Here is a 25,408-nt window from a genome sequence, read left to right on the forward strand (position 1 = left end):
CCCGCGGTGTCCTCGCTCTCGTCGTTCCCGTCGTTCGTTTCCGGGTCCTGCGACGGACGGCGTCGTCAGAGCGCGGCCCATGGGCGCCCTTCGACACGGAGAGTCGGCCTGGGGCACGTGGCCGGAGATGCGGAGCGGCCGCCCCGGTGGCGCCAGGAGGCATCGGCACGGCGGCGGGGGGCGAACCCCGCCGTCCCAGAACAGACCCTCCGCGCCTCCGGACAGCGTGCGGAGTACGTGGAGGCGAGCCGTCGTCCGGGTGACCCTTCGCCGACGCGGCGGGGAACTTCCTCGGACGGCCGTTGACCTCGTCCGCAGGGAGACCGCCCAATGGTGGGCATGCGAACTTTCCCGCTGATTTCGCGTATCTGCGGCGCCGCCGTCCTCGGCGCGGCGCTCCTCTTCGGCGGTGCCACCGCCCCTGCCCTGGCCGGCGTCGGACACGTCTGCTCCACGGCCCTGCCCCCGGAGGCCCACGACACCCTGGACCTGATCGAGGCCGGCGGCCCCTACCCGTACCCGCAGGACGGAGGGACCTTCTACAACCGGGAAGGCCTCCTCCCGGACCAGGAGACCGGCTACTACCACGAGTACACCGTGGAGACGCCGGGCTCGCGCGACCGCGGCGCCCGCCGCATCGTCACCGGCGAGTCGTACCAGGAGGACTACTACACCGCCGACCACTACGCCTCGTTCCGCCTGGTCGACTACGGCTGCTGACCCCCCGGGGCGGCGCCTCCGGCCGCCCCTGTCCCAGGAACCCCGTTCCGAGGAAGGAAAGGACGGGTACCCTCCGCTCATGACGGCGACCTACGTGATCGAGGGCCGCGAGGTGACCTGCCTCGACCGCTTCTGGCAGGTGATCGGCGAAGCCGTGAACGGCCCGGGCGGCTACTTCGGCGCCAACCTGGACGCGTTCGCCGACTGCCTGAGCGGGGGGTACGGCACCCCTGACGACGGGGACTTCATCATCGAATGGCGCGACCACGAGGCGTCCCGCCGCGCCCTGGGCTACGACGAGACCGTCCGCAGCCTCGACGAGCGCCTGGTCAGGGCCCACCCCTCCAACCGGGCCGCCATCGAGGCCGAACGCGACCGGGCGGCCGCAGGCGAGGGGCCGACCGTCTTCGACCGGATCGTCGAGATCATCGAGGAGCGGGCCCCGGGCAGGCTCCTGCTGGACTAGCGTTGAGCGGCCCCACCGGCCCACCCGGTCAGCGGCCCGTGAGCCCCAACTCCTCCCGGAGGCGGTGCGGTGCGTCGGCGAGGGACGGGCCGTACCAGGTGAGCAGGCGGCCGGTCACCAGCCGGGCCCGCGGGCCGAACTCCTCGGGGCCGTCGCCGGCCGCGAACGGGTAGGGCTCGTCCGGCAGCACGACCAGGTCGGCCTCCGCGCTCCGGATCCCGTCGAGCGTCAGGCGCGGATAGCGGTCGGCGTGGTCGCCGAAGGCGTTGGACACCCCCAGGTGCCGCAGCACGTCCGACGCGAAGTTGTCCCGGCCGACCGCCATCCAGGGGTCGCGCCAGATGCAGACCACCGCGCGCGTCCGCGGCGCGGGGGGAGCGCCGCCGAAGGCGTCCGCGGCGGCCTCCAGCCATCCGGGGGCCGGGACGCCCAGGGCCGTCTCGAAGAGGCGGCGCAGCGAGGACAGCGCCTCATCGACGCTCTCGACGACGGTCACCCAGACGGGGACGCCCGCCTCGCGCAGGCGCCGCACGTCCAGCTCCCGGTTCTCCTCCTTGTTGGCGATCACCAGGTCCGGCGCCATCTCCTTGATGCGGCGCACGTCGGGGTTCTTGGTGCCGCGCACGCGCTCGACGCGCAGGTCCGGCGGGTGCGCGCACCATTGCGTGGCCCCGACCAGAACCTCGGGGACGGTCGCCGCGACGGCCTCGGTCAGCGAGGGGACGAGGCAGACCACCCGCCGGAGGGGCCGGCGCAGCGGAACGGGCGCCCCCATGTCGTCGGGGGCTTCGCGAACGGTCACATTCCCTCCGGGGCTCGCGGATCCGTGGGCCGGCAGGCGCGGCCGGGCCACCGGAGGGCATCGTCCACGAGTCGGCGGCCCCGCACAAGGCGGTCCGCCCGGGGGCGGCCCCCGCGCACCGGCGAGGCCCAGATCACGCCGCGAGGGGAGCGGTCACGGGATCCTCCCGGCCGGAGACGGTGGAGAATCTGGCACCGAGCCACCCAACCGAGCCACCCCACGGACGCGAGAGGCCTGACAGCATGCGGCAGCTCCCCATCATCGCGCTGACCGGACACCTCGGCGCGGGCAAGACCACCCTCCTCAACCGGCTGCTCCGCGCGCCCGGGGCGAGGATCGGCGTCGTCGTCAACGACTTCGGCTCCATCAACGTCGACGCGGGGCTGGTGACGGGGCAGGTCGACGACGCCGAGGCGATCAGCGGGGGCTGCGTGTGCTGCCTGCCCGACGCCGGGGGCCTGGACGCCGCGCTGGAGAAGCTGGCCCGGCCGCGGCTGCGCCTGGACGCGGTGATCGTCGAGGCGAGCGGGGCGGCGGACCCGACCGCCCTGGCCCGGCTCATCCGGTTCAGCGAGGTCGGCGGGGTCCGGGCCGGGGGAGTGGTGGACGTGGTCGACGCCGCCGAGCACTTCACGACCGTGGACACCGGCGTCCTGCCGCCCGAGCGCTACGCGTCGGCGACCCTGGTGGTCGTCAACAAGATCGACCGCATCGCCGAGGCCGAGCGGGAGGCGGTCCTGGCGCGGATCACCGGGCGGGTGAAGGAGCGCAACCCCCAGGCGCACGTCATCGCCGCCGAGCGCGGGCGCATCGACCCGGCCCTGGTCTTCGACGCGGCGGCCGAGGAGGCCGCCCAGCCCGAGCTCCCCTTCGCCGAGGCCGGGGAGGACGGCGCGCCGCACGTGCACGCCGACGCCGTGACCGTCGCCGCGGACGGGCCGGTCGACCCGGGCGCCGTCGTCGACCTGGTCGAGGATCCGCCCGAGGGCGTCTACCGCCTCAAGGGCGCGGTCACGGCGGCGACGGGCGGCCGGAGGCGCCGCTTCGCGGTCAACGTGGTCGGCAGGCAGGTCCACGTCGCCGCCCACCCCGCGCGGGGCGGCACGGACGGCCTCGTCGCCATCGGCATGCACCTGGACACGGCCGAGGTGCGGCGCCGGTTGAAGGAGGCGCTGAGCCCTGCTCCGGAGGGCACGGAAGGGGACGGCCTGCGCCGCCTGGACCGGTACCGCCGCCTGAGCGAGTGACCCCTGCCCGCCGCAGGCCGCCGGGACCGCCTGCGGTGCGGTTCCGGCGGCGGTCCGATGCCCGGAGGCCGTGCCGCCGGAACCGGATCACCCGTGGAACGCCGAAGGGGACCCGCCGAGCGCGGATCCCCTTCGGTTCACTGTCGGGACGGCGGGATTTGAACCCACGACCCCTTGACCCCCAGTCAAGTGCGCTGCCAAACTGCGCTACGTCCCGTGTCCTGTCGCAGGGGCGGTGTTCCGTTCCCCGTCGACGCGTAAGACTCTATCGCACTCGCGCCCGTGGTCGTGACAGGTTTCCCGGCGCGCAGGCCTTCTGGGGACTTTGGTCGCTCTGCGTGTATGTGCTGGTGACATCGGGCGATCGGTGGTGCACCATGAAGCATGGAGCGAAGACAGGCTGAACAGGCAGAACAGCGGTTTCCGCCCGATGTTGCCGATGTGGTCGGCCGCATGGCCGGGCTCGTCCCCGGGCAGGCCAGGGCGGTGGCCGTCGTGGTGCGCAGCTACCGGTCCGCGGAGCTGGAGACCCAGGGGCAGCGGGAGACCGCCGACGCGGCCGCCCGCACCGCCGTCGCCGAGGAGATCGAGGAGCGCTGGCCGGGCGCCCCGTACGTGGTCCGCCACGGCCCCGCCGAGGACTTCGCGGGAGCCGTGCCCGAAGCGGCGCACGGCCACGAGGTCGTCATCGGCGTCGTCTACCGCGTCGGCGCCGTGTCCAAGGAGTGAACCGCCCCTGACTCGCGCAGGGGGCGCGGGCCAGGGCGGTGCCGCCGTGCCGGCCGGAGCGGTCAGGGAACGTCGGCGGCGGGCCCGGAGACGACCGGTCGCGAGGGGAGCGCGGGCGTTCCGGGGCGTTCGCGCACGTCCGGTTGCGGTCGACGGCGGCGTGCCGCATGCTCGGGCGCTGGGCCCGGTCCGACGAACCGGGTATAGGGGAAACGGGAGTGGCGCTGGGCACAGCGCGCCTCCCGCCGGAATGATCTTCCGCGGCCGGGGGTTGGCCGCGGAGGACGCGAACGACCGCTACGGGGGAGAGACATGTTCGAGGTGCCTGAGGTCACTCTCAACAACGGCGTACGCATGCCGCAGCTGGGCTTCGGGGTCTGGCAGGTGGGCGGCGCGGAGGTGACCGACGCCGTCGGCACCGCCCTGCAGGCCGGCTACCGCGCGGTCGACACCGCCGCCGCCTACGGCAATGAGGAGGGCGTCGGCGAGGCCGTCCGGCGCTCCGGCATCGCACGCGACGACCTGTTCATCACGTCCAAGCTCTGGAACAGCGACCAGGGGTACGACGCGACGCTGCGCGCCTTCGACGCCTCGCTGCAGCGGCTCGGCCTGGAACAGCTGGACCTGTACCTGATCCACTGGCCGCTTCCCGCGCGCGACGCCTACGTCAGCACGTGGAAGGCGCTGGAGCGCCTCTATGCGGACGGCCGTGTGCGCGCCATCGGCGTCTCCAACTTCAACGCCCCGCACCTGGAGCGGGTGATGGACGAGGGCGGCATCACGCCCATGGTCAACCAGATCGAGCTGCACCCCAGACTCGTCCAGGAGGACCTGCGCCGCTTCGACGCCGAGCACGGCATCGTCACCGAGGCGTGGAGCCCGCTGGGGCAGGGCAACCTGCTGGAGGAGCCGTCCATCGTGAAGATCGCGGAGGCCTACGGCAAGTCGCCAGCCCAGGTGATCATCCGGTGGCACCTGCAGCTGGGCAACGTGGTGATCCCGAAGTCGGTCACCCCGGAGCGGATCCGGTCCAACTTCGACGTCTTCGACTTCGAGCTGTCCAGCGGCGACATGGAGGCGATCACCGGGCTCAACGCCGACCAGCGGTTCGGCCCCGACCCGGACACCTTCGACGTGGCGGACTGACCGCTTCCTGCCGGAACCGGGAGGCCCGGCCCCAGGGGCCGGGCGCCGGGTTCGGCCGGATCGTTGACGGGGTTCCGCGCCCTGGTCGGCGGTCCTGGTCGGCGGGCTTCGGCTGCTGCCGGCACCCGCTCGGCCGAGGGGGCGCATACGTGGCACGGCGGCGGGCGGTTCCCCACCAGAGGGAACCGCCCGCCGCCGTTCGTATGCGCTTTTCGTCCATCCCGAGCGCGTGACCGCGCCGCCGAGCGGCTGACGGTCAGGCCAGCTCGCGCCGCTTGCGCGCCGCGACCAGCACGGCCTCGGGCCCCTTGCGCGCAACGCGCGCGGTGTAGACGGCGAAGCCCCCGAAGATGCTGACGGGGATCGCCATGATGACGGCCAGCAGGATCAGGCCGGCGATTCCGATTTCACCCATGAGGCCATCCTAAGCGTCCCGCCCGGCCCCCGGCCCCGGGAGGGGGCGCATGGACCCGCCCCTCCGTGCCGGCTCGGACGAGGCGGCCGAATGCGCCTGCACGGCTGTCCGCGCTCACCGGCCGTCCGGTCCGCGTTCGCTCGGGAGGCCGGATGGCTGCAGGATGGACGGCCGAATCGAGACCCTGGCCCCATCGAGAGTGGTGGTTTCACCACCCAATTGCACATTGGGTGGTGAAACCACCACTCTCGATGCACCGACCGCCCCTCCTGCGTCGAACCGCCCGGGCCTGCGGGACAGACGGTCCGCCCGAGGGGCGCAAACCCGGCGGCCGCCACGGGGCGCGTCCGGGCGGCCACCGGCTCGGGCCGCCGGTTCCTTGCCCCGAGGCGCCGCGGGAGCGGCCCGCCTCAGGCCACAGATCCTCCGACGATGCTCGGTAGATGTGGCGGTCGGGGAGGTCGGGAACACGCCCAGCGGGTGTGCGGCCGCTGATCCAGGACGCCCTGCGGATCGAGACGGTGGTCCGGATGGTGGGCGCGGGCCAGAGCGCTGCGCCGCCCGTGCCGCCCGAGCCACCCCGGGGGCCCGCGGCCGTACGTCCGCAGGAAGGGACCTGCGCGCTCGACACCGCGATCCTGCGCCACCGGCCGCTCGGTGCCCGGTCAGGAGGGCGGTGATCGCTGACGACCACTGACGACCACTGACCGAGGTGCACGACCCCGTCGACGGTCCGGCCGGACCGCGCTGCCGCGGGGGCGTTCGCGGCGTCCGGTGTCGAAGGGGCGCTCGGTCGCCGAAGAGGTGTGTCGTGTTCGTGACGGGAGTCATGATCGAGTGATACTTTTCCTTCATGGAGGCTGCCCCCCGACGCGCCCTGGTCTCCGGCGGGGCCGGAGGCATCGGCCGTGCCGTGTGCGCCGAACTCGTCCGCGCCGGTCTCGAGGTCGTCGCCCTCGGGCGGGACGAGCGGAGGCTGCGCGCGCTCGCCGACGAACTCCCGGTGCGCACCCTGGTGTGCGACGCCGCGGACGAGGACCGGGTGGCGGCCGCCGTCGCCGCCCTGCCCGGCCCCGTCGACGTGCTGGTCAACAACGCCGGGGCCGCCGAGTCCGCCCCGCTGCACCGCACGTCCCTGGACTCCTGGAGCGGCCACTTCGCCTCCAACGCCACCACCGCCTTCCTCCTCACCCGCGCCCTGCTGCCCGGGATGCGCGAGTGCGACCGCGGCCGGGTCGTGTTCATCGCCTCGACCGCCGCCGTGGCCGGTGCCCCCTACACCGCCGCCTACGCCGCCTCCAAGCACGCCGTCCTCGGGCTGTCCCGGGTCGTCGCCGCGGAGGTCGCCGGCACCGGGGTGACGAGCAACGCGGTCTGCCCCTCCTTCGTCCGCACCCCCATGACCGAGCGCTCCGCGGCCCGGATCGCCGAGAGGACCGGCCGCGACGCGCGCGCGGCCGAAGAGGCGCTCGCCCGCTCAAGCCCCTTGGGGCGCCTGGTGGAACCCGAGGAGGTCGCCGCGGCCGTGGCCTACTTCTCGTCCGACGCCGCCGGTTGCGTCAACGGCCAGTCCCTCGTTCTCGACGGAGGAGGAGTCCAGTCGTGAGCCCGTTCCGCGCTTCGGCGCCCTTCACAGCGTCCTGGAAGCACTTCGGCTTCGCCCTCGACGCCGGCGTCGCGACGGTCACCTTCGACCGCCCGGACCGCCTGAACGCCCTCACCTTCGAGGCCTATGCCGACCTGCGCGACCTGCTGCTGGAGCTGCCCCACAGGGACGACGTGCGCGCGCTGGTGCTGCGCGGGAGCGGCCGCGGGTTCTGCTCGGGCGGCGACGTCGACGAGATCATCGGCGCCACCCTGGAGATGGCCCCCGACGAGCTCCTGGCCTTCACCCGCATGACGGGCGAGACCGTGCGGGCGATGCGCGAGTGCCCGGTCCCGGTCGTGGCCGCCGTGCACGGCGTCGCCGCGGGCGCCGGCTCCGTGCTCGCCCTGGCCGCCGACTTCCGGGTGGTGGAGGCCACCGCCCGGTTCGCCTTCCTGTTCACCAAGGTCGGTCTTGCCGGGGGCGACATGGGCGCCGCCTACCTGCTTCCGCGGATCGCCGGGCTGGGGCACGCCACCCGGCTGCTGATGCTGGGCGACACGGTCGACGCCGCCGAGGCCGACCGGTGCGGACTGGTCAGCCAGGCGGTCGCCGAGGGGGAGGCGGCCCAGGCCGCGGAGCGCCTGGCGCGCCGTCTGGCCGACGGCCCCGCGTTCGCCTACGCCCAGACCAAGGCGCTGCTCTCCCGCGAGCTGGACATGGGCCTGTCCGGCTCGGTGGAGCTGGAGGCGGTCACCCAGGCCCTGCTGATGAAGAGCGAGGACTACCGGGAGTTCCACGCCGCCTTCACCGGCCGGCGGGACCCCCAGTGGAAGGGGAGGTAGCGCGATGGCCGAGAACGCGGACGAGCACGCGGACCGGGGGAGCGGCGGAGAGGCGGTGGTGCGCACCCGCCACCGGCTGGTCGACCCTCCGGAGCTGGCGCCCGCGGTGGGGTTCGCGCACGCCGTGGCGGCGGCCCCCGGGCGCACGGTCCACCTGGCCGGGCAGACCGCCCAGCTTCCCGACGGGACCATCGGGACCACGGACCTGCCCGGCCAGTTCGACCAGGCGCTGGCCAACCTGCTCACCGCGCTCCGGGCGGCGGGCGGCTCCCCGGGCGACCTGGTGTCCCTGGCCGTCTACACCACCGACGTCTCGGCCTACCGGGCCGACCTGGACCGGATCGGCCGCGTGTACCGCGGCCGCCTGGGCCGCCACTATCCGGCGATGGGGCTGTTCGGCGTCGCCGAGCTGTTCGACCCGGCGGCGCGGGTGGAGCTGGTCGGCACGGCGGTCGTCCCCGAGGACGGCGACGCCGCCCCGTCGTAGGGCGCGGAAGGGGACGGTCCAGGGCCGTACCCGTCGCGCGCCTCCTCTCCCCTGTGCTCGTCCGGTCCCGGGCCGGTAAGGCCGGGGAACGGCCCTGCGACCGACTCGACGTGGCGCAGCGCCGGTTCCCGGAGCAGGGCGTGCAGGTCGCCGAACAGTCGCGCCGCGCGCACGCCCGCCCACTCGGCGGGAAGGACCTCGGGCGGCAGCCCCGGATCGAGGAAGGGCATGCGCCGCCAGGCGTCCACCGCCCGGAGGTGGTCGGCGAACGCCGGCGCCGGGTCGGCGCCCTCCGCACCCTCACCGCGCCCTCTCTCCCCGTGCGCCACCGGGCCGTGCAGGACGGCCCTCCAGCGCGCCAGGACCGGTTCGTACTCGTCCAGGAAGCCCTGGTACATCTCCTGCAGCGCGTCCAGGTCCCACCAGTCGGCGACGGCGTCGGACAGCTCCCCGAAGCCGAGGCGGTGCCCGCTGAAGAGCTGGGCGTACTGACTGACCTCCAGCTCGTTGAGGGCGCGGCGCGCCTCGCCTGCCAGGTGCGCCGGGGCGATCCACACACCTGCCGCCGTGGTGCCGAATCCCAGCCAGGCCAAGCGCGCGCGCAGCAGGTGGCGCTTGCCGCGCTCGGCCTCGGGGATGGAGAAGACCACCAGGACCCACCCGTCGGCCAGGTCGGCCGGGCGCCGGTCGAAGATCCTGCGGTCGCCGTCGGCCAGGATGCGCACGCCCTCCTCTGAAAGCCGGTACCCGGCGGTGCCCCCGCGCCGCTCCGCCTCCAGCAGCCCGCGCCGCTTCAGGCGGGAGACCGCCGAGCGCACCGCGGGCGGGTCGACGTCGAGCCCGCCCATCAGGCCGATGAGGCCCGAGACCGAGACCCAGCCGCCGATGCGGCGGCCGTGGGCGCCGAAGAAGGACACGATCAGCGACCGGGGGCGGCGGTTGCGCCGCTCGCCGCCGGTGCCGTCGGCACCGCCCGTCCCGGTCGCGCCGTCTGCCGCGTTCGATGGGGTCGTCACACCGGCACGATACCGGCGGACCCCGCTTCATGTCGCCCCATTGACGGGCGTCACGAACTCTGTATATTCGAGAGTGGTCCACCGGTCACTCGGGGAGGGCACATGGCGTTCTCGCTCGGCCCGCACCACCGCGGCTTCGCCGAATGGGCGCGCACGGCGGCCGTGCGCGAGTTCGGCCGCGACGGACCCGAGGAGGCCGCCGAGGCCGCCGAGGGCGCGTCCGCCGCACCGCCCGGCCCGGAAGGGCGCGACCTGCTGCGCCGCCTGGCCCGCTCCGGGCTGCTGGGACGCCTCTTCCCTGGCGGCCCCGCCCCCGCGATCGAGATCTGCCTGCTCCGCGAGGCGGTCGCCGGGGTCAGCACCGCCGCCGAGACCGCCCTGGCCCTGCAGGGCCTGGGCGCCTACCCGGTCCTGCAGTCGGGTACCCCCGCGCAGGCCGAGCGCTGGATCCCGGCGGTCGCCTCCGGCGAGGCCACGGCGGCCTTCGCGCTCAGCGAGCCCGAGGCGGGGTCGGACGCGGCCGCCCTCCGCCTGGAGGCGCGCGCCGACCGGGCGGGCGGGGGCTGGACCCTGCACGGGGAGAAGACCTGGATCTCCAACGCCCCGCACGCCGACGTCCTCACCGTGTTCGCCCGCACCGGCCCCGGGGCGGGGGCCCACGGCGTCACGGCGTTCCTCGTCCCCGCCGACCGCCCCGGCCTGTCCGGCGAGCCCCTCGAGATGCTCGGCGAGCACGCCCTGGGACGGCTGTGCTTCGACGGCGTCCCCGTCGGCCCCGCCGACCTGCTGGGGCAGGAGGGCCACGGGTTCCGCGTGGCCATGCGCACGCTCGACCTGTTCCGACCCAGCGTGGGCGCGTTCGCGGTGGGCATGGCACAGGCGGCGCTGGAGGCGGCCCGCACCCACAGCGCCCACCGGCGGGCCTTCGGCGGGCCCCTGCGCGACCAGCAGACGGTCGCCCACACGCTGGCCGAGATGGCCACCCGCACCGAGGCGGCGCGCCTGCTCGTCTACTGGGCCGCCGACGCCCTGGACTCCGCCGGTGCCGGTGCCGGTGCCGGTGCACCCGGCGCCCCCGGTGCCGCCGGGCCCCTGCCCCCGGGGCCGGGCGCCACCGAGCGCTCGGCCATGGCCAAGCTCTACGCCACCGAGACGGCGCAGTTCGTCGTCGACGCGGCCGTCCAGATCCACGGCGCCCGCGCCCTTCGCCGCGGGCACCTGCTGGAGCACCTGTACCGCGAGGTCCGCGCGCCGCGCATCTACGAGGGCGCCTCCGAGGTGCAGCGCGGGATCATCGCGCGCGAGATGTTCCGCCGCGGGGACCCCTCCGAGGCGCGCCGCACCGACGGCGCCTGACCACCGCCGGGCCGGAACCGGAGGAGGAAGCACGCAATGGAGCCGACCCTTTCCCCGTCCGCCTACACCGACACCTTCGCCCGCGACCGCCTTCCCCCGGCCGAGGAATGGCCCGAACTCCGCTTCACCCTTCCCGAGCTGCACCGCACCGGCACCCTCAACTGCGCCGGGGAGCTGCTGGACGGCGGTGTCGGGCGCTACGGAGCCGACCGTCCGTGCGTACGGGGGGAGCACGACGGCGTGCGCCACGCCTGGACCTTCGGCGGGCTCCGCGCGCGCGTGGACCGCATCGCCCGTCTGCTCAGCGGCCCCCTGGGGGTGCGACCGGGCAACCGCGTGCTCCTGCGCGGCCCCAACTCGCCGTGGCTGGCGGCCTGCTGGCTCGCGGTCCTCAAGGCGGGCGGCGTCGTGGTCACCGTCCTGCCGGTGCTGCGCACCGAAGAGCTGGAGGCCATCCTCCGCTCGGCACGGGTCTCCCACGCGCTGTGCGACGCCCGGTTCGCCGACGAACTGGAAGAGGCGGCCGACCGTGCCGCCCCGCACCTGGAGGAACGCACCGGCATCACGCTCTACGGCGACGGCGGGCCGCAGGATCCGGCGGTGCTCGCAGAGCGCGCGGCCGAGGAGGGGGAGCCCCCGTTCGAGGCCGTGCCGACCGCGGCCGACGACGTCGCCCTCATCGCCTACACGTCCGGGACGACCGGGCGCCCCAAGGGGTGCGTCCACTTCCACCGCGACGTCACCGCCATCGCCGACACCTTCTCGGCCCACGTGCTCAAGCCGCGCCCGGACGACCTGTTCGCCGGGAGCCCGCCGTTCGCGTTCACCTTCGGACTGGGCGGCCTGCTCATCTTCCCGATGCGGGCGGGCGCCGAGACGCTGCTCCTGGAGAAGGCCGGCCCCGAACGGCTCGCGCGCGCGGTGCACGAGGAGCGCGTCAGCGTCCTGTTCACCGCGCCGACCGCCTACCGGGCCCTGCTCTCCGAGGCCTCCGGCGCCGAACCGCCCGACCTGTCCTCGCTGCGGCGCTGCGTCTCGGCCGGCGAGCACCTCCCCGAGGCGGTCTGGCACGCCTGGCACGAGGCGACGGGCCTCAAGCTGATCGACGGCATCGGCGCGACCGAGATGCTGCACATCTTCATCTCCGCCTCCGACGACGACATCCGCCCCGGCTCCACCGGCAGGCCGGTCCCCGGCTTCACCGCCGAGGTGCTCGGCGAGGACGGGCGGCCCGCACCCGACGGGGTCCCCGGACGGCTGGCCGTGCGCGGCCCGGTGGGCTGCCGCTACCTGGCCGACGACCGCCAGCGCCGCTACGTGCGGGACGGCTGGAACATCACCGGCGACACCTACGTCCGCGACGCCGAGGGCTACTTCTGGTACCGCTCGCGCTCGGACGACATCATCGTCTCGGCCGGGTACAACATCGCCGCGATCGAGGTCGAAGAGGTCCTGATGCGCTCGCCGCTGGTGCGCGAGGCGGCGGTGGTGGGGGTGCCCGACCCCGACCGGGGCCAGGTCGTCAAGGCGGTGGTGGTGCCCGCCGAGGGCACCCCGTCGGACCCCGCCACCGCCGAGGCCCTCAAGGCCTTCGTCAAAGAGCGCATCGCTCCCTACAAGACGCCGCGCCTGGTCGAGTTCACCGCGGCGCTCCCGCGCACCGAGACCGGCAAGCTCCAGCGCTTCAAGCTCCGCGAGAACGGGTGAGGGGGCCCATGCGCATCGCCTGCATCGGCGGCGGCCCGGGAGGGCTGTACTTCGCCGCCCTGATGAAGGGGCTCGACCCGCGCCACGAGGTGACCGTTTACGAGCGCACCGCCCCCGAGGACGCGTTCGGGTTCGGCGTCGTGCTCTCCGACGAGACGCTCGGCGGCATCGAGCACGCCGATCCGGAGGTGTACGCGGCGCTCTCGGCCGAGTTCGCGCGCTGGGACGACATCGACGTGCACTACCGGGGGAGCGTGACCACCTCGGGCGGGCACGGCTTCTCCGCCGTCGACCGGCGCCGCCTGCTGGGGATCCTGCGCGACCGCTGCGCCGCGCTCGGGGTGGACCTGCGCCTGCGCACCGAGGCGCCTCCGGCCGAGGACCTGGAACGCACCCATGACGTGGTCGTGGCCTGTGACGGCGCCGGCAGCGCCACCCGGACGGCGTTCGAAGGGGATTTCGGCACGACGCTGGAGCGGCGCCACTGCCGCTACATGTGGCTGGCCACCGACAAGGTGTTCGACGCCTTCAACTTCCACGTCCTGGAGACGCCCCACGGGGTGATGCAGGCGCACGCCTACCCCTACTCGGACACCGCCTCGACCTTCATCGTGGAGATGCACGAGCGTGTGTGGGAGGCGGCCGGGTTCGGTGCCCCGGGGCGGCCGGCCGGCGCGGACGGAACCGACCTTGAGGCGGTCGAGCGCTGCGCCGGGCTCTTCGCCGAGGCGCTGGAGGGGCACGCCCTGAGGCCCAACGCCTCGCGCTGGAGGTCCTTCACCACGGTCCGCAACCGCACCTGGCGGCGGGGAGCGCTGGTGCTGCTGGGCGACGCCGCCCATACGGCGCACTTCTCCATCGGTTCGGGGACCAAACTGGCCATGGAGGACGCCCTCGCCCTGGCCGCCTGCCTGCACGAGCACCCAGGGGTCAAGGAGGCCCTGGCCGCCTACGAGGACGAGCGCCGACCGGTCGCCGAGAGCGTCCAGCGCGCAGCGCAGGCCAGCCTGGAGTGGTTCGAGGACATCGGCATGCACACCGGACAGGAGCCGCTCCAGTTCGCGTTCAACCTGCTCACCCGGAGCCGCAGGGTGGGGCGCGAGAACCTGCGGCTGCGCGACCCGGACTTCGCGGACGCGGTGGACGACTGGTTCAGCGCGGCCAACGGCGGCGGCGAGGCCCGGCCGCCCATGTTCCACCCCTTCCGATTGCGCGGCCTGGAGCTGCCCAACCGGGTCGTCGTCTCGGCGATGGACATGTACTCCTCCACCGGCGGCACGCCCGGCGACTTCCACCTCGTCCACCTGGGGTCCAAGGCACTGGGCGGCGCGGGCCTGGTGATGACCGAGATGGTGTGCGTGTCGGCGCCGGGGCGCATCACCCCCGGGTGCGCGGGGCTCTACGCCCCCGAGCACACCGCGGCCTGGAAGCGCGTCACCGACTTCGTCCATGAGAACTCCTCCGCCGCCATCGGCGTGCAGCTGGGGCACTCGGGGCGCAAGGGCGCGACGCGCCTGATGTGGGAGGGCATCGACGAGCCGCTGGAGGAGGGGGCGTGGCCGGTCGTCGCGCCCTCCCCGCTGGCGTACCGCCCGGGCGTCAACCAGGTGCCCGCGGAACTGACCCGGGCGGGCATGGACGCGATCCGCGACGCCTTCGCCACCAGCGCGCGCGAGGCCGACCGGGCCGGGTTCGACCTGCTGGAACTGCACTGCGCGCACGGGTACCTGCTGTCGTCCTTCCTGTCGCCGCTCACCAACCGGCGCACCGACCGCTACGGCGGCGACCTGGCCGCGCGGCTGCGCTATCCGCTGGAGGTGTTCGCGGCGGTGCGCCAGGTGTGGCCGGAGCACAAGCCGATGACGGTGCGGATCTCGGCCACCGACTGGACCGACGGCGGCACCACGGCCGAGGACGCCGTGGAGATCGCGCGCGCCTTCGCCGACGCCGGGGCCGACGCCATCGACGTCTCCACCGGCCAGGTGACGCCGGACGAGCGTCCCGCCTACGGGCGCAGCTTCCAGGTGCCCTTCGCCGAGCGCATCCGCGCGCGCGTGGGCGTGCCGGTGGTCGCGGTCGGGGCCATCTCCTCCCACGACGACGTGAACTCGCTGCTGCTGGCCGGCCGGGCCGACCTGTGCGCGCTGGGGCGCACCCACCTGTACGACCCCCAGTGGACGCTGCACGCCGCGACCGAACAGGACTACACAGGCCCCGGCGCGCGCTGGCCGGTGCAGTTCCAGGCCGGGTCCCGGCGCCCGCCCACGGGCCGCACCGACGGCCCCCGTCCGCGCCTGGAACTGCTGCGCGAGCCCGCCTCCGGGCCCGCGCACCGCCGGTGGCGGCCCCAACACGCCGGAGGCCCGCGCACCGCTTGACCGGGCGTCCGGTGACGGAGGATGGGAGACATGGAGCGCGATGAGCGGGAACTGCGGTACGGAGACCACCCGAGCCGGCGGGTGCGCGTCCTAGGGCCGGAGTCGGGCGGGGACGGACCTGCGCCGGTGGCGGTCCTGCTGCACGGGGGGTTCTGGCGGGACCGGCACGGCATGGAGCTGATGGAGCCGATCGCCGAGGACCTGGTGCAGGCCGGGTGGCAGGTCTGGAACGTGGAGTACCGCCGCACCGGCGCCGACGGCGGCGGCTGGCCGCAGACCCTCGACGACGTGCGGGCCGCGCTCGTGCTGCTGTCCGAGGAGCTCTCCGAGCGCCCGGAGGGGGCCGTGCCCGGCAAAGTGGTCGCCGTGGGGCATTCGGCCGGCGGCCACCTGGCGCTGCTGGCCGCCCCCGGGTCGCCGCTGCGCGGGGTGGTCGGGCTGGCGCCCGTCACCGACATGGTCGACACCGCCGAACGGGGGCTGGGGGAGGGCGCGGCCGACGCGTTCCTGGGCGAGGAGGCGCCGCACTCGGCGTTCCACGAGTCCTCGCCCCTGCGGCAGGTGCCCGTGGGCGTCCCGCAGCTGATCGTGCACGGGGACGAGGACCAGCGCGTGCCGATCGAGCAGAGCAGGACCTATGTGCAGGAGGCGCGCCTGGCCGGGGACGAGGTCGACTTCGAGGAGGTCTCGGGGGCCGACCACTTCGTGATGATCGACCCGTCCCACCGCGCCTGGGCCGCCGCGCGCGCGTGGATGGAGTCGTGGTCGTGAAGGGGCGGTCGTCCGGGAGCGGCAGGGGCGGGGACGGTGCGGGGACGGTGCGGGGACGTTGTCACCCGGTGATGCGCTGCCCTGTTCCCTTCCGGCGTCGTCACCGGGAAGGCCGGACCGTTCCGGCCGTCGACCGGCGTGACGGCGTGGAGGGGGTCTGAGGTCCGGCGTGCCGTTCACGCCCGTGCCGAGCGGGACTTCTTCTCCCCGTAGCCCAGGCGGGACAGTTCGGTCTTGGCCACCGACCGGATCTCGGTGTGCTGGTCGGTCGTCAGGCGGGTGCGGGACGGCGGACCGGCCGACTCCTCACGGATCAGTTCCACGGCCGACACCCGCGCCCCGGTGAAGGCCCGCAGCTGTTCCGCCGTCTCGACCTCCTTGCCCGCCACATCCTCGTAGCGCAGCGTCATCAGCCGCTCCGCGTCCAACTCGCCCCGCAGGCGGGCCGACAGCCGCACCGCGCCCCGCCAGCGCATCGCGCACTTGGCGGTGTCGGAGAGCGAGGTGTAGCCGTCGCGCTCCTCTTCGTCCTCCACCCCGTAGAAGGGATGGGGCGGCTCGCCCTCCATGCGGACGGCGCCCGGGCGGAACCAGGCCATCGACCGCTCGTCGTCCAGCATCTCGGCCACCACGTCCCGGCCGTCCCTGATGATCTGCACGAAGGCGGCGTCGGGGAAGGCGGCGCTGAGCGCGGGCGCGCTGTAGAGCAGGTCCGGGCTGGCGTCGCCGTAGGCGGTGATCCCGCCGGCGTGGCGGCACGGGGACGCCGCCTCGCGCGCCGGGAAGCGGGTGCCCGGGCAGAACGGGCAGTTGGGCGGGGTCAGGCTCCACGCCTCGGCGAACGCGTCCCGCAGCAGGGCGGAGGTGCCCGAGGCGCGCTCCTCGGCCAGCGAGGGGCGCCGCGCCACCGTGTAGACGGCGTTCATGACGGCCGTGTGCCCGGCCCTCACCAGGAAGCCGGGCGCACGGCCGAGTGCACGGGCGAGCAGGTCGGTCCCCGAGTGGGGGGCGCCCAGCACGAACACCGGGCGCCTGACCTTCGTCCCGTTCGCGACGAGGATGTGCGGCGGCTGCTTCATGTAGGTCGATTTTTACACTCTTTGCCGGACTCTGCCGCGCACCTCGCCGCCGTTTCTCCGGTCCGATCGACGTCGCCGCTGGTCAGCGGGGGGAGGCCGATTCGGTCGGGGGTGTCTCCCGTGTCACATCCGTTGCCGTTCGGTCGCCGGTCCGTGCCCTGGCGGCGGTGTCGGCGGGCGCGGGCGGCTCCTTGAGGAACCAGGTCATCGCCGCCGCGATCAGGTAGAGCACCGCGAAGGAGATCACCACGCCGCCCGCGCCGAAGGGCACCAGCAGCAGGCTCACCAGTGCCGGCCCGACGAAGGTGGCGCCGCCGGCGCCGAAGTTCAGCAGCGCCATCGCGCCGCCCTTGTTCTCCGGGGCCAGCGAGGGCAGCAGCGCCGAGATGGGCACGAACCCGGCCAGGGTCGCACCGTACATGGCGCCCACGATCAGGGCCAGCCAGTAGTAGTCGGCGCCGAAGGCCATCGGGACGTAGTACAGCAGCAGGATGGTGGCCGAGCAGCCCAGCGCGCCGAACCAGAAGATCGTGTGGCGCCAGCCCAGGCGGTCGCTGACGAGGCCGAAGATGAGGTTGAAGAAGATGTTGGTGCCGTAGATGACCGACACCAGCAGCAGCCACCGGGCCTCGCCGAAGCCGATGTCCTCGGCGAAGATGGTCGGGAAGAGCACCAGCATGCCGAACTGGGGCGCGGTGTTGATGATGCGCACCACCGTTCCCATGCCCACGCGCGGGTTGCGCCAGGCGATCGACATGCTCGACATCAGGCTCTGCACGGGCTTGACGCCCTCGGGGGCCATGCGGGAGTACCCGGTGCGCTCGCGCACCCCCAGCAGGCACACGGCGCCGCCGAGCGCGATGACGCCCAGAGACAGCCACAGGGTTCCGTAGTGGCCCAGGACGGGGTTGGTCCCGCTGGCGACGAGCGAGCCCAGGGTGGGCAGGCCGCCGGTGAAGGCGAAGTAGAACCAGCCGACGGCCGCGCCGAGCCGCACCGTGGGCGCCACCGCGGTGATCCAGACCAGGAAGCCGAAGGCGAACATGGGGTAGCCGAAGCCCCGCAGGCCGTAGGCCGCCAGCATCATCGGGTAGTTCTGCGAGGCGGCCGCCAGCAGGAAGGCGACGTGGAAGACCAGCCAGATGCCCAGGCCGATCATCATCACGCGGCGCGGCCCCCACAGCTGGGACAGCGCCCCCGACAGCCAGGAGGCGATCATGACCGCCACGCCGTAGACGGTGACGGCGTAGGAGGCGTGGACGTCGTCTCCGGCGCCGTTGGCGGCCATGAAGGGGGTGATGAAGCCGGACTCGATGCCGTCGCCGATCATGAAGATCAGCAGGCCCAGGTAGCCCAGCGCCAGGGGGACGGGCACGCCGACCCGGTCGAGCCACCGGGAGAGCGCGCTCGGGGCGGGGGATGCCGCCGTCGGTGAAGTTGCGGTCATGTGTCCTCCAGGTGAGATCCGGAGCACATCATGGACCTTGTTAACTTAACGCGCAATATGTGAAAGCGAAATCCTTCCGCGGGGCGTCCCGAGGCCCGCCCGGCGCCCTGCGGTGCGCCCTCACAGGGGGGCGACGTCCACCGGCAGGTGCTGGCGGGCCTCCTCCACCAGGTCGGACGGGGCGCCCTCGTCCACCACCAGACGGTGGTAGTCGGCCAGCGGGGCCAGCCGGTGCAGCGCCGGCCGGGGCATCTTGCTGGAGTCCATCAGCAGCACCCGGGTGCGCGCGGCCGCCATCATCGCGCGCTTGACCATGATGATCTCGGGCTCCTGGTGGTAGGTGGTCTCGGCGGTCATCGACGAGGTCGACAGGAACGCCGCGTCCACGGTCAGCCGCTCCACCGCCTCGATGCAGGCCATGCCGTTGAAGGAGTCGTGGGTGGAGGAGTAGTCCCCGCCCAGGCAGATCAGCCGTACCTCCTCGGCGCCCTTGAGCACCTCGATGGCCTGCAGGTAGTTGGTGGCCACGGTCAGCGGCCCCACCTGTGGCAGCAGCCGCGCCACCTCCAGCGCGCTGGTGGAGTCGTCGAGCATCACCGACATGCCCGGCTCGACCAGCTCGACCGCACGGCGCGCGATCGCCGCCTTGGCCTCCACGTGCACCTGGCGCCGGTACTCCTCGTTGCTCTCGAACACCGTCGAGGGCAGCGCCGACACCCCGCCGCGGAACTTGCGCAGCAGGCCGCGCCGGGCCAGCTCGTCCAGGTCGCGGTGGACCGTCATGAGGCTGACCCCGGTCAGCTCCACCAGCTCGGCGGCCGACGCCGACCCCCGGCTGATGACGTAGTCCGTGATCCGCTGCTGGCGGATGTTGCGGGAGCGGGTGCTGCCGCTCGGCGTCTCCTTGTTCATGGGATCCAGGATCGCGCATCGGGGCGGGACCGCGTGCGATGCGGCGCCGGATCGGTGGTGACAAATAACAGAAGGCGTGTTAATTTCCCGTTGAGTTTGTGAGAGGGGTTGCTGACATGGCCTTCGCCGCCGTGGTGTTCGACATGGACGGTGTCATCGTGGAGAGCGAACACCTGTGGGAGGAGAACTGGACGGCCTACGCCGCCCGGCACGGCGTGCGGTGGACGCCTGAGGACACCGCCGCCTGCCAGGGCAAGAGCGCCCCCGAGTGGGCGGCCTACCTGGCCCGGGCCTGCGGCGTCCCCGACCGGGCGCCCGAGGCCGAGACGGCCGTGGTGGACGGCCTGGTCGCGGCGGTCGCCGAAGGGCGCGCCCCGCTGCTGGAGGGCGCCGCCGCCATGGTGCGCGACGCCGCCGCCCGGGTCCCGGTGGCCCTGGCCTCCTCGGCCGCCCGCCCGGTGATCGACGCCGCGCTGGAGGCCCACGGCCTGGCCGACGCCTTCACCGCCACCGTCTCCAGCGCCGAGGTGGCCCGGGGCAAGCCCAGCCCCGACGTGTACCGGGAGGCCGCCTCCCGGCTCGGCCGCACCGGCGCCGAGTGCCTGGGCGTGGAGGACTCCAGCAACGGCATCCGCGCCGCGGCCGCCGCGGGGCTGACCGTCATCGCGGTCCCCAACCCCGCCTACCCGCCCAAGCCCGACGCCCTGGACCTGGCCGCCGAGGTCGCCGACGGCGCGGTCGCCGCCCGCGGCCTGCTGCTGGCCCGCCTGGACGGCGAGCGCGAGACCGAGGGGGTGCACCGATGACGGTCCTGGGACGGGCCGCGACCTTCAAGCGCGACTGGCTCGACGGCTTCGCCACCGCCTACGGGCGCACCGTCCGCAAGGTCCCCGGCGCCTACGGGGTGGTGGCCCGCGAACGCCCCCGCACGGGCAAGGTCGCCGTGGTCATCGGCGGCGGCTGCGGCCACTACCCGGCGTTCGCCGGGCTCGTCGGCCCCGGCCTGGCCGACGGCGCCGTGGTGGGCGACGTGTTCACCAGCCCCAGCGCCGAGCAGGTCTACCGCACCGCGCGCGAGGCCGACGACGGCGGCGGGGTGCTGTTCGGCTACGGCAACTACCAGGGGGACGTGCTCCACTTCGGCCTGGCCGCGCGCCGCCTGGCCGCCGAGGGGATCGACTCGCGCACGGTCCTGGTCACCGACGACGTCGCCAGCGGCCCCGCCGAGCAGGCCGGGCGCCGGCGCGGCGTCGCCGGGGACTTCTTCGTCTTCAAGGTCGCCGGAGCCGCGGCCGAGCGGGGCGACGACCTGGCCGGGGTGCACGCCGCCGCCGAGCGTGCCAACGCCGCCACCCGCACCTTCGGCGTCGCCTTCGGCGGCTGCACCCTCCCAGGGGCGGACGGGCCGCTGTTCACCGTGGACGACGGTGCGATGGAGCTGGGCCTGGGCATCCACGGCGAACCCGGGGTGCGCACGGTCGGGCGCCTGGGCGCCGAGGAACTGGCCGACGAACTCGTCGACGGCCTCCTGCCCGAGCTTCCCTCCCAAGGGCGCGTGGCCGTGCTGCTCAACGGCCTGGGGCGGACCAAGTACGAGGAGATGTTCACCGTCTGCACCCGGGTGCACGAGCGCCTGGCGGGCGCCGGACTCCTCCCCGTGCACACCGAGGCGGGCGAGTTCGTCACCTCCCTGGACATGGCGGGCCTGTCGCTGTCGGTCATGGTGCTCGACGATGAACTGGCCGAGCTGTACGCCGCGCCCTGCGACACCCCCGGCTACCGCAGCGCCGGCGCGCGCCTGGAGCCGGTCGAACCGGTCCGCACCGTCGATGCCGGACTGGAGCGCCCCGACGACCAGGCCGCCGCGGGTCCGGTCGACCGCGCGCTGAGCGCGGCGATGGTCCGCCTCGAAGAGGCCGAGGACGAGCTGGGACGCCTGGACGCCGTCGCCGCCGACGGGGACCACGGCCTGGGCATGACCCGGGGCATCCGGGCGGCCGTGGCCGCCGCGCGCGCGGCCGAGGCGGACGGGGAGCCGGTCTCCGGTGCCCTGCTGGCGGCGGGGACCGCGTTCGCCGACGCGGCGGGCGGCGCCTCCGGGGCACTGTACGGGGTCCTGCTCGCCGAGACCGGCGCCGGCCTGGAGGGGAAGGACACCGCCCGCATCACCCCGGGCGCGCTGGCCGACGCCGTCGACCGGGCCGTGGCGGCCTTCACCGAGCTGGGCGGCGCCCGCCCGGGCGACAAGACCATGCTCGATGCGATCGACCCGTTCCGCGGGATCCTGCGCAAGGGCGCCGAGGCGTCCCCTCCCGGTGCGGGCGCGGCCGAGGCCGCCGCCTGCTGGGCCGCGGCCGCCGAGGAGGCCCGGGAGGCCGCGCTCGCGACCGCCGGCCTCACCCCCGCCAAGGGCAGGGCGGCCCGCCTGGCCGCCCGCAGCCACGGCCACCCGGACCCCGGGGCCACCTCCTTCGCCCACCTGGTGACCGCCGTGTCCGAGGTGGCGCTGAAAGCGGCGGCCGCACGGGCCGACGGGCCCGCGACGACCGGGGCGCAGGGCGAGGGGAGCCGGGGGTGACCCGCCCGCTCGACCCGGCCCCGGCCGACGCCGCCGACGGGAAGGGGCGCGCGGCCCCGTTCCGCCGGGGCGCGGCGAGGGCCGTTCCGGGTCGGCGCACCCTGGCCCGCTCCGGTCCGGTGGGCGATGGCGTCCGCCGGGAGGGAACGGCGTCCGGTGGTCCACGCCTGCCCGGCGGGTGGGCGGTCCGCCGGCCGGGGGGCCGTGAGTCGGCAGGGGGCCGTGAGGCGGGTCGACGCGGCTCCGTGCGCGGTCCCCTCTTCCCCGTCTTGATCCCAGCGGTGGGAAGCGACACCACTCCGGCGGCCACCGCCCCGAGCACGGCGCGTGCCCCTTTCGGTCGGCCTTCGGCCGCCCGGCGAAACGGGGCCACGCCCCTGACCGGCCCCGCCCCTCCGGCGGACGCGCCCCGGCATCCGTCCCGGCACCCGCCCCTGGAGCGGCGGGCGCCGCGACCCGAACGACCGACCAGCAGCACGAGACGTCTTCCCCCTGCTCCGGCCGGGGACCGCCTTGGAGGTGACCGATGACCGCGGAAACGCACACGGGAGCACCGGCCGACGCGGCCGGCGGCGACGGCGGGGCGCGCCCCCTGCGCGTGGTCGTCGCCGCCGACAACGCCGGCGTCGAGCTCAAGGACCGCCTGCGCGACCTCATGCGCGCCGACCCCAGGGTCGCGAGCGTCGAGGACGTCGGCGTCACCGACGCCTCCGACGACCTGGCCTACCCGGTCCCGGCCCTCGAAGGGGCCGAGCGCATCGCCCGCGGGGAGGCCGACCGCGGGGTGTTCGTCTGCGGGACCGGCATCGGCGTGGCGATCTCCGCCAACAAGGTGCCCGGCATCCGCGCGACCGTCGCCCACGACTCCTACTCGGCCGAGCGGTCCATCAAGTCCAACAACTGCCAGGTCATCACCTTCGGGGCGCGTGTGATCGGCCCGCACGCGGCTGAGAAGATCCTCACCGAATGGCTCGGCCACACCTTCGACGAGAACTCGCCGAGCGCGGAGAAGGTCGCCCGCATCGACTCCTACGAAGCCGGCCGCGCCTGAGTCGGCCGCACGGCAAGAGAGGCACCACCTTGCGCATACTCGCTGCTGGAGACGAATTCGTCCGCACCGACCTGCTCGCCGATGCGGTCCGCGCCGAGCTCGGCACCGCCCCCGGTGCCCCGGGCGCCCCCGAGGTCTCCCGTCTCGACCTGCCCTGGCCGGTCGAGCCCTTCGGGCCCGTGGGCGGCGTGCACGAGGCGAGCGGCACCGAGGAGCAGGTCATCGACGCCCTCAAGGGGGCCGAGGTGGCCGTGACCCAGATGGCCCCCTTCACCGAGAAGGTCTTCGCCTCCGCGCCCGGCCTGCGCCTGGTGTCGGTCTGCCGGGGCGGGCCCGTCAACGTCGACCTCAAGGCGGCCACCGCCGCCGGGGTCGCCGTCACCTACGCCCCCGGGCGCAACGCCGCCGCTGCGGCCGAGTTCGCCGTCGGCATGATCCTGGCCGCCCTGCGCCGCATCCCCGGCTCCTCGGCCGAGCTGCTGCGCGACGGCACCTGGCGCGGCGACCTCTACGCCTACGACAACGCCGGCGTGGAGCTGGAGAACAGCACCGTGGGCCTGGTGGGCTACGGCGCGATCGGCGCCCGCGTGGCCCGGGTGCTGGTCGCCTTCGGTGCGCGCGTCCTGGTCAGCGACCCCTACGCCGACCCCGGGCAGGTGCGGGCCGACGGCGCCGAGCCCGCCGACCTGGACGACCTGCTGCGCCGCAGCACCGCGGTGAGCCTGCACGCCCGGCTCACCGACGAGACGCACCACCTGATCGACGCCGAGCGGCTGGCGCTGATGCCGCACGGCGCCGTGCTGGTCAACACCGCGCGCGGCGGGCTGCTCGACTACGCGCCGCTGCCCGGGGCGCTGCGCTCGGGCCGCCTGGGCGCCCTGGCCCTGGACGTCTACGACGTCGAACCGCCGCCCGCCGACTGGGCCCTGCGCGACGCGCCGAACGTGATCGCCACCCCGCACCTGGCCGGGTGCAGCCGCCAGACCGCCGAGCGCGCGGCCCGCATCGTCGCCGCCGAGGTCGGGCGCTACAGCCGCGGCGAGGCCCAGGCCCACCTGGCCAACCCCGACGTCCGGGACCGGCCATGATCATCGGGGTGGACATCGGGACGTCGCTGACCAAGGCGGTGGCCTTCGACCGGCACGGCGCCTCCGTCGCCCAGGCCGGCGCCGCCAGCGGCCTGGACCGCCTGCCCGGCGGCCGGGTCGAGCAGGACCTGGAGGAAGTCCTGGGCACGGTGGCCCGGGTGGTGCGCGAGGTCGCCTCCGGGCTCCCGGCCCCCGTCACCGCCCTGGCGCTGACCGGGCAGGGCGACGGGCTGTGGCTGCGCGACGAGCGCGGCCGCGCCGTCCGCCCCGCCGTGTCCTGGCTGGACGGGCGGGCCTCGGCGCTGGTCGCCAAGTGGCACCGGGACGGCACCGCCCGCCGGGTCTTCGCCCGCACCGGCTCGGGGGTCTTCCCCGGCTGCGCGGCGGCGCTGCTGGCCCACCTGGACGCCGAGGAGCCCGAGTCGCTGGAGGCCGCGGCCGTCGCCGGGTACTGCGTGGACGCGGTGGCCCAGCGCCTGACCGGGACGGTGGCCGTGGACGTCTCCGACGCCTCGCTGCCGTTCCTGGACCCGCGCACCCGCCGCTACGACGACGAGGCCCTGGAGGCCTGCGGGCTGGGGCACCGCCGCGGGCTGCTCGCCGAGCCCGCGGCTCCGGGGACCGTGCTGCACCTGGACGCCGCCGGAGCCGCACTGCTGGGCCTGCCCGAAGGCCTGCCGGTCACGGCGGGGCCGTTCGACATGCCCGCCTGCGCCATGGGCGCCGGGGTCCGCGAGCCGGGCGACGGGGTGCTCATCGCGGGCACGACGCTCGCCTGCCAGGTGCTCCGGTCAGGGCCCGCGTTCGACCCCGACGGCGAGCCCGCGGGCATGATGCTGGCCCTTCCCGACCGCGACCGGTACCTGCGGGCCATGGCGGCCATGGTCGGCACCGCCGGACTGGACTGGGCGTGCGAGCTGGTGGGGGTCGGGGTCGAGGACGCCGACGCGCTGCTGGCCGAGTCCGGCAGGGGCGCCGGGGGAGTGCGGGCGCTGCCGTTCCTGGCCGAGTCGGGGGAGCGTGCACCGTTCGTCGACTCGGCGGCGCGTGCCCGCTTCACCGGTCTGAGCCTGCAGAACACCCGGGCGGACGTGATCCGGGCGCTCTGCGAGTCGGTGGCGTTCGCCGCCCGGCACTGCCTGGAGGCCGCGGGGCTCGACGGGAACCTGTACGCCTGCGGGGGCGGGGTGCGCTCCCCTGAGTGGACGCGCATCTTCGCCGACGTGCTGGGGCGCCCCATCACCATCCCCGACGACCCGGGGGTGGGTGCGCGCGGGGCGGTGATCGCGTGCGCCCGCGCGCTGGGCGAGCCGGTGGACGAGGAGCGCTGGTGGTCGGCGGCCCGAACGGTCGAGCCGACCGAGGAGGGCACGGAGTTCTACCAGAACGCCTACACCGAGTACCGGTCCTCCCTCGACCTGGCACGCACCGCCTGGGCCGCTTAGCCGGCTGAAGGACAGGCCCCTCTCCCGGCGGGAGGGGCTTGTCCCTTTGCGGCGCTCAGGCCGGACGCCCACCGGGGGCCGGACGCCGCTCCCGCCGGAGTGGTCTCACTTTCGCGGTCGTGGCCGACTTCCGCCGGT

23 protein-coding genes and 1 tRNA gene are annotated in these 25,408 nt (G+C 74.7%); 17 read left to right on the forward strand and 7 right to left on the reverse strand.

Annotation, left to right across the window (positions count from 1 at the left end; genetic code table 11):
- Window positions 1-339 precede the first annotated feature (339 nt).
- Window positions 340-720 (forward strand): guanyl-specific ribonuclease, encoded by a 381-nt coding sequence (locus C892_RS0121890; RefSeq protein ID WP_239647480.1) that lies wholly within the window; start codon window positions 340-342, stop codon window positions 718-720.
- Window positions 721-799: 79 nt separating this feature from the next.
- Window positions 800-1,186: a barstar family protein gene (locus C892_RS0121895; RefSeq protein ID WP_017558931.1), complete on the forward strand. Its 387-nt coding sequence runs from the start codon at window positions 800-802 to the stop codon at window positions 1,184-1,186.
- A 28-nt stretch (window positions 1,187-1,214) separates the two neighbouring features.
- Here the strand turns inward: C892_RS0121895 and C892_RS0121900 are convergent, their stop codons facing one another.
- Window positions 1,215-1,988, reverse strand: coding sequence for a helical backbone metal receptor (locus C892_RS0121900; RefSeq protein ID WP_017558932.1), 774 nt, complete (start codon window positions 1,986-1,988; stop codon window positions 1,215-1,217).
- A gap of 242 nt (window positions 1,989-2,230) precedes the next feature.
- Here C892_RS0121900 and C892_RS0121905 point away from each other — a divergent pair, with 242 nt between their 5' ends.
- Window positions 2,231-3,235 carry a CobW family GTP-binding protein gene (locus C892_RS0121905; protein WP_017558933.1) on the forward strand — a complete coding sequence of 335 codons (1,005 nt, stop codon included), beginning with the start codon at window positions 2,231-2,233 and terminating at the stop codon, window positions 3,233-3,235.
- Window positions 3,236-3,378: 143 nt separating this feature from the next.
- Here the strand turns inward: C892_RS0121905 and C892_RS0121910 are convergent.
- Window positions 3,379-3,452 (reverse strand) — tRNA-Pro (locus tag C892_RS0121910).
- 236 nt (window positions 3,453-3,688) lie between these two features.
- Here C892_RS0121910 and C892_RS0121915 point away from each other — a divergent pair.
- On the forward strand, window positions 3,689-3,964 hold the full coding sequence (locus C892_RS0121915; protein ID WP_239647481.1) for a hypothetical protein: 276 nt from the start codon (window positions 3,689-3,691) through the stop codon (window positions 3,962-3,964).
- Between the two features lie 312 nt (window positions 3,965-4,276).
- A complete protein-coding gene (locus C892_RS0121920; RefSeq protein WP_017541666.1) occupies window positions 4,277-5,110 on the forward strand; it encodes an aldo/keto reductase in 834 nt (277 codons plus the stop codon).
- A 256-nt stretch (window positions 5,111-5,366) separates the two neighbouring features.
- Here C892_RS0121920 and C892_RS31905 read toward each other — a convergent pair whose 3' ends face one another.
- The gene (locus C892_RS31905) at window positions 5,367-5,525 is read right to left on the reverse strand and encodes a hypothetical protein (RefSeq protein WP_017558934.1); all 159 of its coding nucleotides are present in this window, start codon (window positions 5,523-5,525) and stop codon (window positions 5,367-5,369) included.
- An 853-nt stretch (window positions 5,526-6,378) separates the two neighbouring features.
- On the opposite strand from C892_RS31905, the gene C892_RS0121930 reads away from it, so the two are divergent.
- The 3 genes from C892_RS0121930 to C892_RS0121940 are packed head-to-tail and all read left to right on the forward strand — an operon-like array spanning window position 6,379 to window position 8,442.
- The gene (locus C892_RS0121930; RefSeq protein ID WP_017558935.1) at window positions 6,379-7,131 is read left to right on the forward strand and encodes an SDR family NAD(P)-dependent oxidoreductase; all 753 of its coding nucleotides are present in this window, start codon (window positions 6,379-6,381) and stop codon (window positions 7,129-7,131) included.
- Window positions 7,128-7,955: an enoyl-CoA hydratase family protein gene (locus tag C892_RS0121935; RefSeq protein ID WP_017541669.1), complete on the forward strand. Its 828-nt coding sequence runs from the start codon at window positions 7,128-7,130 to the stop codon at window positions 7,953-7,955. Before C892_RS0121930 ends, C892_RS0121935 begins: the two co-directional genes overlap by 4 nt.
- Before the next feature lie 4 nt (window positions 7,956-7,959).
- Entirely contained in the window at window positions 7,960-8,442 is a 483-nt protein-coding gene (locus tag C892_RS0121940) for a RidA family protein (protein WP_017558936.1), read from the forward strand.
- Here C892_RS0121940 and C892_RS29395 read toward each other — a convergent pair.
- Window positions 8,331-9,458, reverse strand: a complete 1,128-nt coding sequence (locus tag C892_RS29395) for a PaaX family transcriptional regulator (RefSeq protein ID WP_017558937.1) — start codon at window positions 9,456-9,458, stop codon at window positions 8,331-8,333. The two genes, C892_RS0121940 and C892_RS29395, sit on opposite strands and share 112 nt — an antisense overlap.
- Window positions 9,459-9,560: 102 nt before the next feature.
- Between C892_RS29395 and C892_RS0121950 the strand changes: the two genes are divergently transcribed.
- The 4 genes from C892_RS0121950 to C892_RS0121965 are packed head-to-tail and all read left to right on the forward strand — an operon-like array spanning window position 9,561 to window position 15,670.
- Window positions 9,561-10,814 (forward strand): acyl-CoA dehydrogenase family protein, encoded by a 1,254-nt coding sequence (locus tag C892_RS0121950; RefSeq protein ID WP_017558938.1) that lies wholly within the window; start codon window positions 9,561-9,563, stop codon window positions 10,812-10,814.
- A 36-nt stretch (window positions 10,815-10,850) separates the two neighbouring features.
- Window positions 10,851-12,521 carry an AMP-binding protein gene (locus C892_RS0121955; protein ID WP_017558939.1) on the forward strand — a complete coding sequence of 557 codons (1,671 nt, stop codon included), beginning with the start codon at window positions 10,851-10,853 and terminating at the stop codon, window positions 12,519-12,521.
- Between the two features lie 8 nt (window positions 12,522-12,529).
- Window positions 12,530-14,899, forward strand: coding sequence for a bifunctional salicylyl-CoA 5-hydroxylase/oxidoreductase (locus C892_RS0121960; RefSeq protein WP_017558940.1), 2,370 nt, complete (start codon window positions 12,530-12,532; stop codon window positions 14,897-14,899).
- 30 nt (window positions 14,900-14,929) lie between these two features.
- Entirely contained in the window at window positions 14,930-15,670 is a 741-nt protein-coding gene (locus C892_RS0121965) for an alpha/beta hydrolase family protein (protein WP_017558941.1), read from the forward strand.
- Between the two features lie 176 nt (window positions 15,671-15,846).
- Here C892_RS0121965 and C892_RS0121970 read toward each other — a convergent pair whose 3' ends face one another.
- The 3 genes from C892_RS0121970 to C892_RS0121980 form a co-directional block, all read right to left on the reverse strand.
- On the reverse strand, window positions 15,847-16,749 hold the full coding sequence (locus C892_RS0121970) for a sulfotransferase family protein (RefSeq protein WP_017558942.1): 903 nt from the start codon (window positions 16,747-16,749) through the stop codon (window positions 15,847-15,849).
- Between the two features lie 82 nt (window positions 16,750-16,831).
- Window positions 16,832-18,196 carry an MFS transporter gene (locus C892_RS0121975; RefSeq protein ID WP_026124551.1) on the reverse strand — a complete coding sequence of 455 codons (1,365 nt, stop codon included), beginning with the start codon at window positions 18,194-18,196 and terminating at the stop codon, window positions 16,832-16,834.
- Window positions 18,197-18,316: 120 nt separating this feature from the next.
- The gene (locus C892_RS0121980; RefSeq protein ID WP_017541678.1) at window positions 18,317-19,108 is read right to left on the reverse strand and encodes a DeoR/GlpR family DNA-binding transcription regulator; all 792 of its coding nucleotides are present in this window, start codon (window positions 19,106-19,108) and stop codon (window positions 18,317-18,319) included.
- Window positions 19,109-19,224: 116 nt separating this feature from the next.
- On the opposite strand from C892_RS0121980, the gene C892_RS0121985 reads away from it, so the two are divergent.
- The 5 genes from C892_RS0121985 (at window position 19,225) to C892_RS0122005 (ending at window position 25,270) form a co-directional block, all read left to right on the forward strand.
- A complete protein-coding gene (locus C892_RS0121985) occupies window positions 19,225-19,914 on the forward strand; it encodes an HAD family hydrolase (protein WP_017558944.1) in 690 nt (229 codons plus the stop codon).
- Window positions 19,911-21,686: a dihydroxyacetone kinase family protein gene (locus C892_RS0121990; protein WP_017558945.1), complete on the forward strand. Its 1,776-nt coding sequence runs from the start codon at window positions 19,911-19,913 to the stop codon at window positions 21,684-21,686. Before C892_RS0121985 ends, C892_RS0121990 begins: the two co-directional genes overlap by 4 nt.
- 526 nt (window positions 21,687-22,212) lie before the next feature.
- Entirely contained in the window at window positions 22,213-22,737 is a 525-nt protein-coding gene (locus C892_RS0121995) for an RpiB/LacA/LacB family sugar-phosphate isomerase (protein WP_017558946.1), read from the forward strand.
- 29 nt (window positions 22,738-22,766) lie between these two features.
- Complete coding sequence (locus C892_RS0122000; RefSeq protein WP_017558947.1) at window positions 22,767-23,825, forward strand: 2-hydroxyacid dehydrogenase; 1,059 nt, start codon at window positions 22,767-22,769, stop codon at window positions 23,823-23,825.
- Window positions 23,822-25,270, forward strand: coding sequence for an FGGY-family carbohydrate kinase (locus tag C892_RS0122005; protein WP_017558948.1), 1,449 nt, complete (start codon window positions 23,822-23,824; stop codon window positions 25,268-25,270). Before C892_RS0122000 ends, C892_RS0122005 begins: the two co-directional genes overlap by 4 nt.
- The last annotated feature ends 138 nt before the right edge of the window (window positions 25,271-25,408 follow it).

The organism is Nocardiopsis baichengensis YIM 90130, assembly GCF_000341205.1.
Lineage (GTDB): Bacteria > Actinomycetota > Actinomycetes > Streptosporangiales > Streptosporangiaceae > Nocardiopsis_A > Nocardiopsis_A halophila.

What these genes read in the sequence shown, in the direction of transcription:
- C892_RS0121890 (WP_239647480.1), top strand. Translation starts at nt 340, where the DNA reads ATGCGAACTTTCCCGCTGATTTCGCGTATCTGCGGCGCCGCCGTCCTC.
- C892_RS0121895 (WP_017558931.1), top strand. Translation starts at nt 800, where the DNA reads ATGACGGCGACCTACGTGATCGAGGGCCGCGAGGTGACCTGCCTCGAC.
- C892_RS0121905 (WP_017558933.1), top strand. Translation starts at nt 2,231, where the DNA reads ATGCGGCAGCTCCCCATCATCGCGCTGACCGGACACCTCGGCGCGGGC.
- C892_RS0121915 (WP_239647481.1), top strand. Translation starts at nt 3,689, where the DNA reads ATGGCCGGGCTCGTCCCCGGGCAGGCCAGGGCGGTGGCCGTCGTGGTG.
- C892_RS0121920 (WP_017541666.1), top strand. Translation starts at nt 4,277, where the DNA reads ATGTTCGAGGTGCCTGAGGTCACTCTCAACAACGGCGTACGCATGCCG.
- C892_RS31905 (WP_017558934.1), bottom strand. Translation starts at nt 5,525, where the DNA reads ATGGGTGAAATCGGAATCGCCGGCCTGATCCTGCTGGCCGTCATCATG.
- C892_RS0121930 (WP_017558935.1), top strand. Translation starts at nt 6,379, where the DNA reads ATGGAGGCTGCCCCCCGACGCGCCCTGGTCTCCGGCGGGGCCGGAGGC.
- C892_RS0121940 (WP_017558936.1), top strand. Translation starts at nt 7,960, where the DNA reads ATGGCCGAGAACGCGGACGAGCACGCGGACCGGGGGAGCGGCGGAGAG.
- C892_RS0121950 (WP_017558938.1), top strand. Translation starts at nt 9,561, where the DNA reads ATGGCGTTCTCGCTCGGCCCGCACCACCGCGGCTTCGCCGAATGGGCG.
- C892_RS0121955 (WP_017558939.1), top strand. Translation starts at nt 10,851, where the DNA reads ATGGAGCCGACCCTTTCCCCGTCCGCCTACACCGACACCTTCGCCCGC.
- C892_RS0121960 (WP_017558940.1), top strand. Translation starts at nt 12,530, where the DNA reads ATGCGCATCGCCTGCATCGGCGGCGGCCCGGGAGGGCTGTACTTCGCC.
- C892_RS0121965 (WP_017558941.1), top strand. Translation starts at nt 14,930, where the DNA reads ATGGAGCGCGATGAGCGGGAACTGCGGTACGGAGACCACCCGAGCCGG.
- C892_RS0121970 (WP_017558942.1), bottom strand. Translation starts at nt 16,749, where the DNA reads ATGAAGCAGCCGCCGCACATCCTCGTCGCGAACGGGACGAAGGTCAGG.
- C892_RS0121975 (WP_026124551.1), bottom strand. Translation starts at nt 18,196, where the DNA reads ATGACCGCAACTTCACCGACGGCGGCATCCCCCGCCCCGAGCGCGCTC.
- C892_RS0121980 (WP_017541678.1), bottom strand. Translation starts at nt 19,108, where the DNA reads ATGAACAAGGAGACGCCGAGCGGCAGCACCCGCTCCCGCAACATCCGC.
- C892_RS0121985 (WP_017558944.1), top strand. Translation starts at nt 19,225, where the DNA reads ATGGCCTTCGCCGCCGTGGTGTTCGACATGGACGGTGTCATCGTGGAG.
- C892_RS0121990 (WP_017558945.1), top strand. Translation starts at nt 19,911, where the DNA reads ATGACGGTCCTGGGACGGGCCGCGACCTTCAAGCGCGACTGGCTCGAC.
- C892_RS0121995 (WP_017558946.1), top strand. Translation starts at nt 22,213, where the DNA reads ATGACCGCGGAAACGCACACGGGAGCACCGGCCGACGCGGCCGGCGGC.
- C892_RS0122005 (WP_017558948.1), top strand. Translation starts at nt 23,822, where the DNA reads ATGATCATCGGGGTGGACATCGGGACGTCGCTGACCAAGGCGGTGGCC.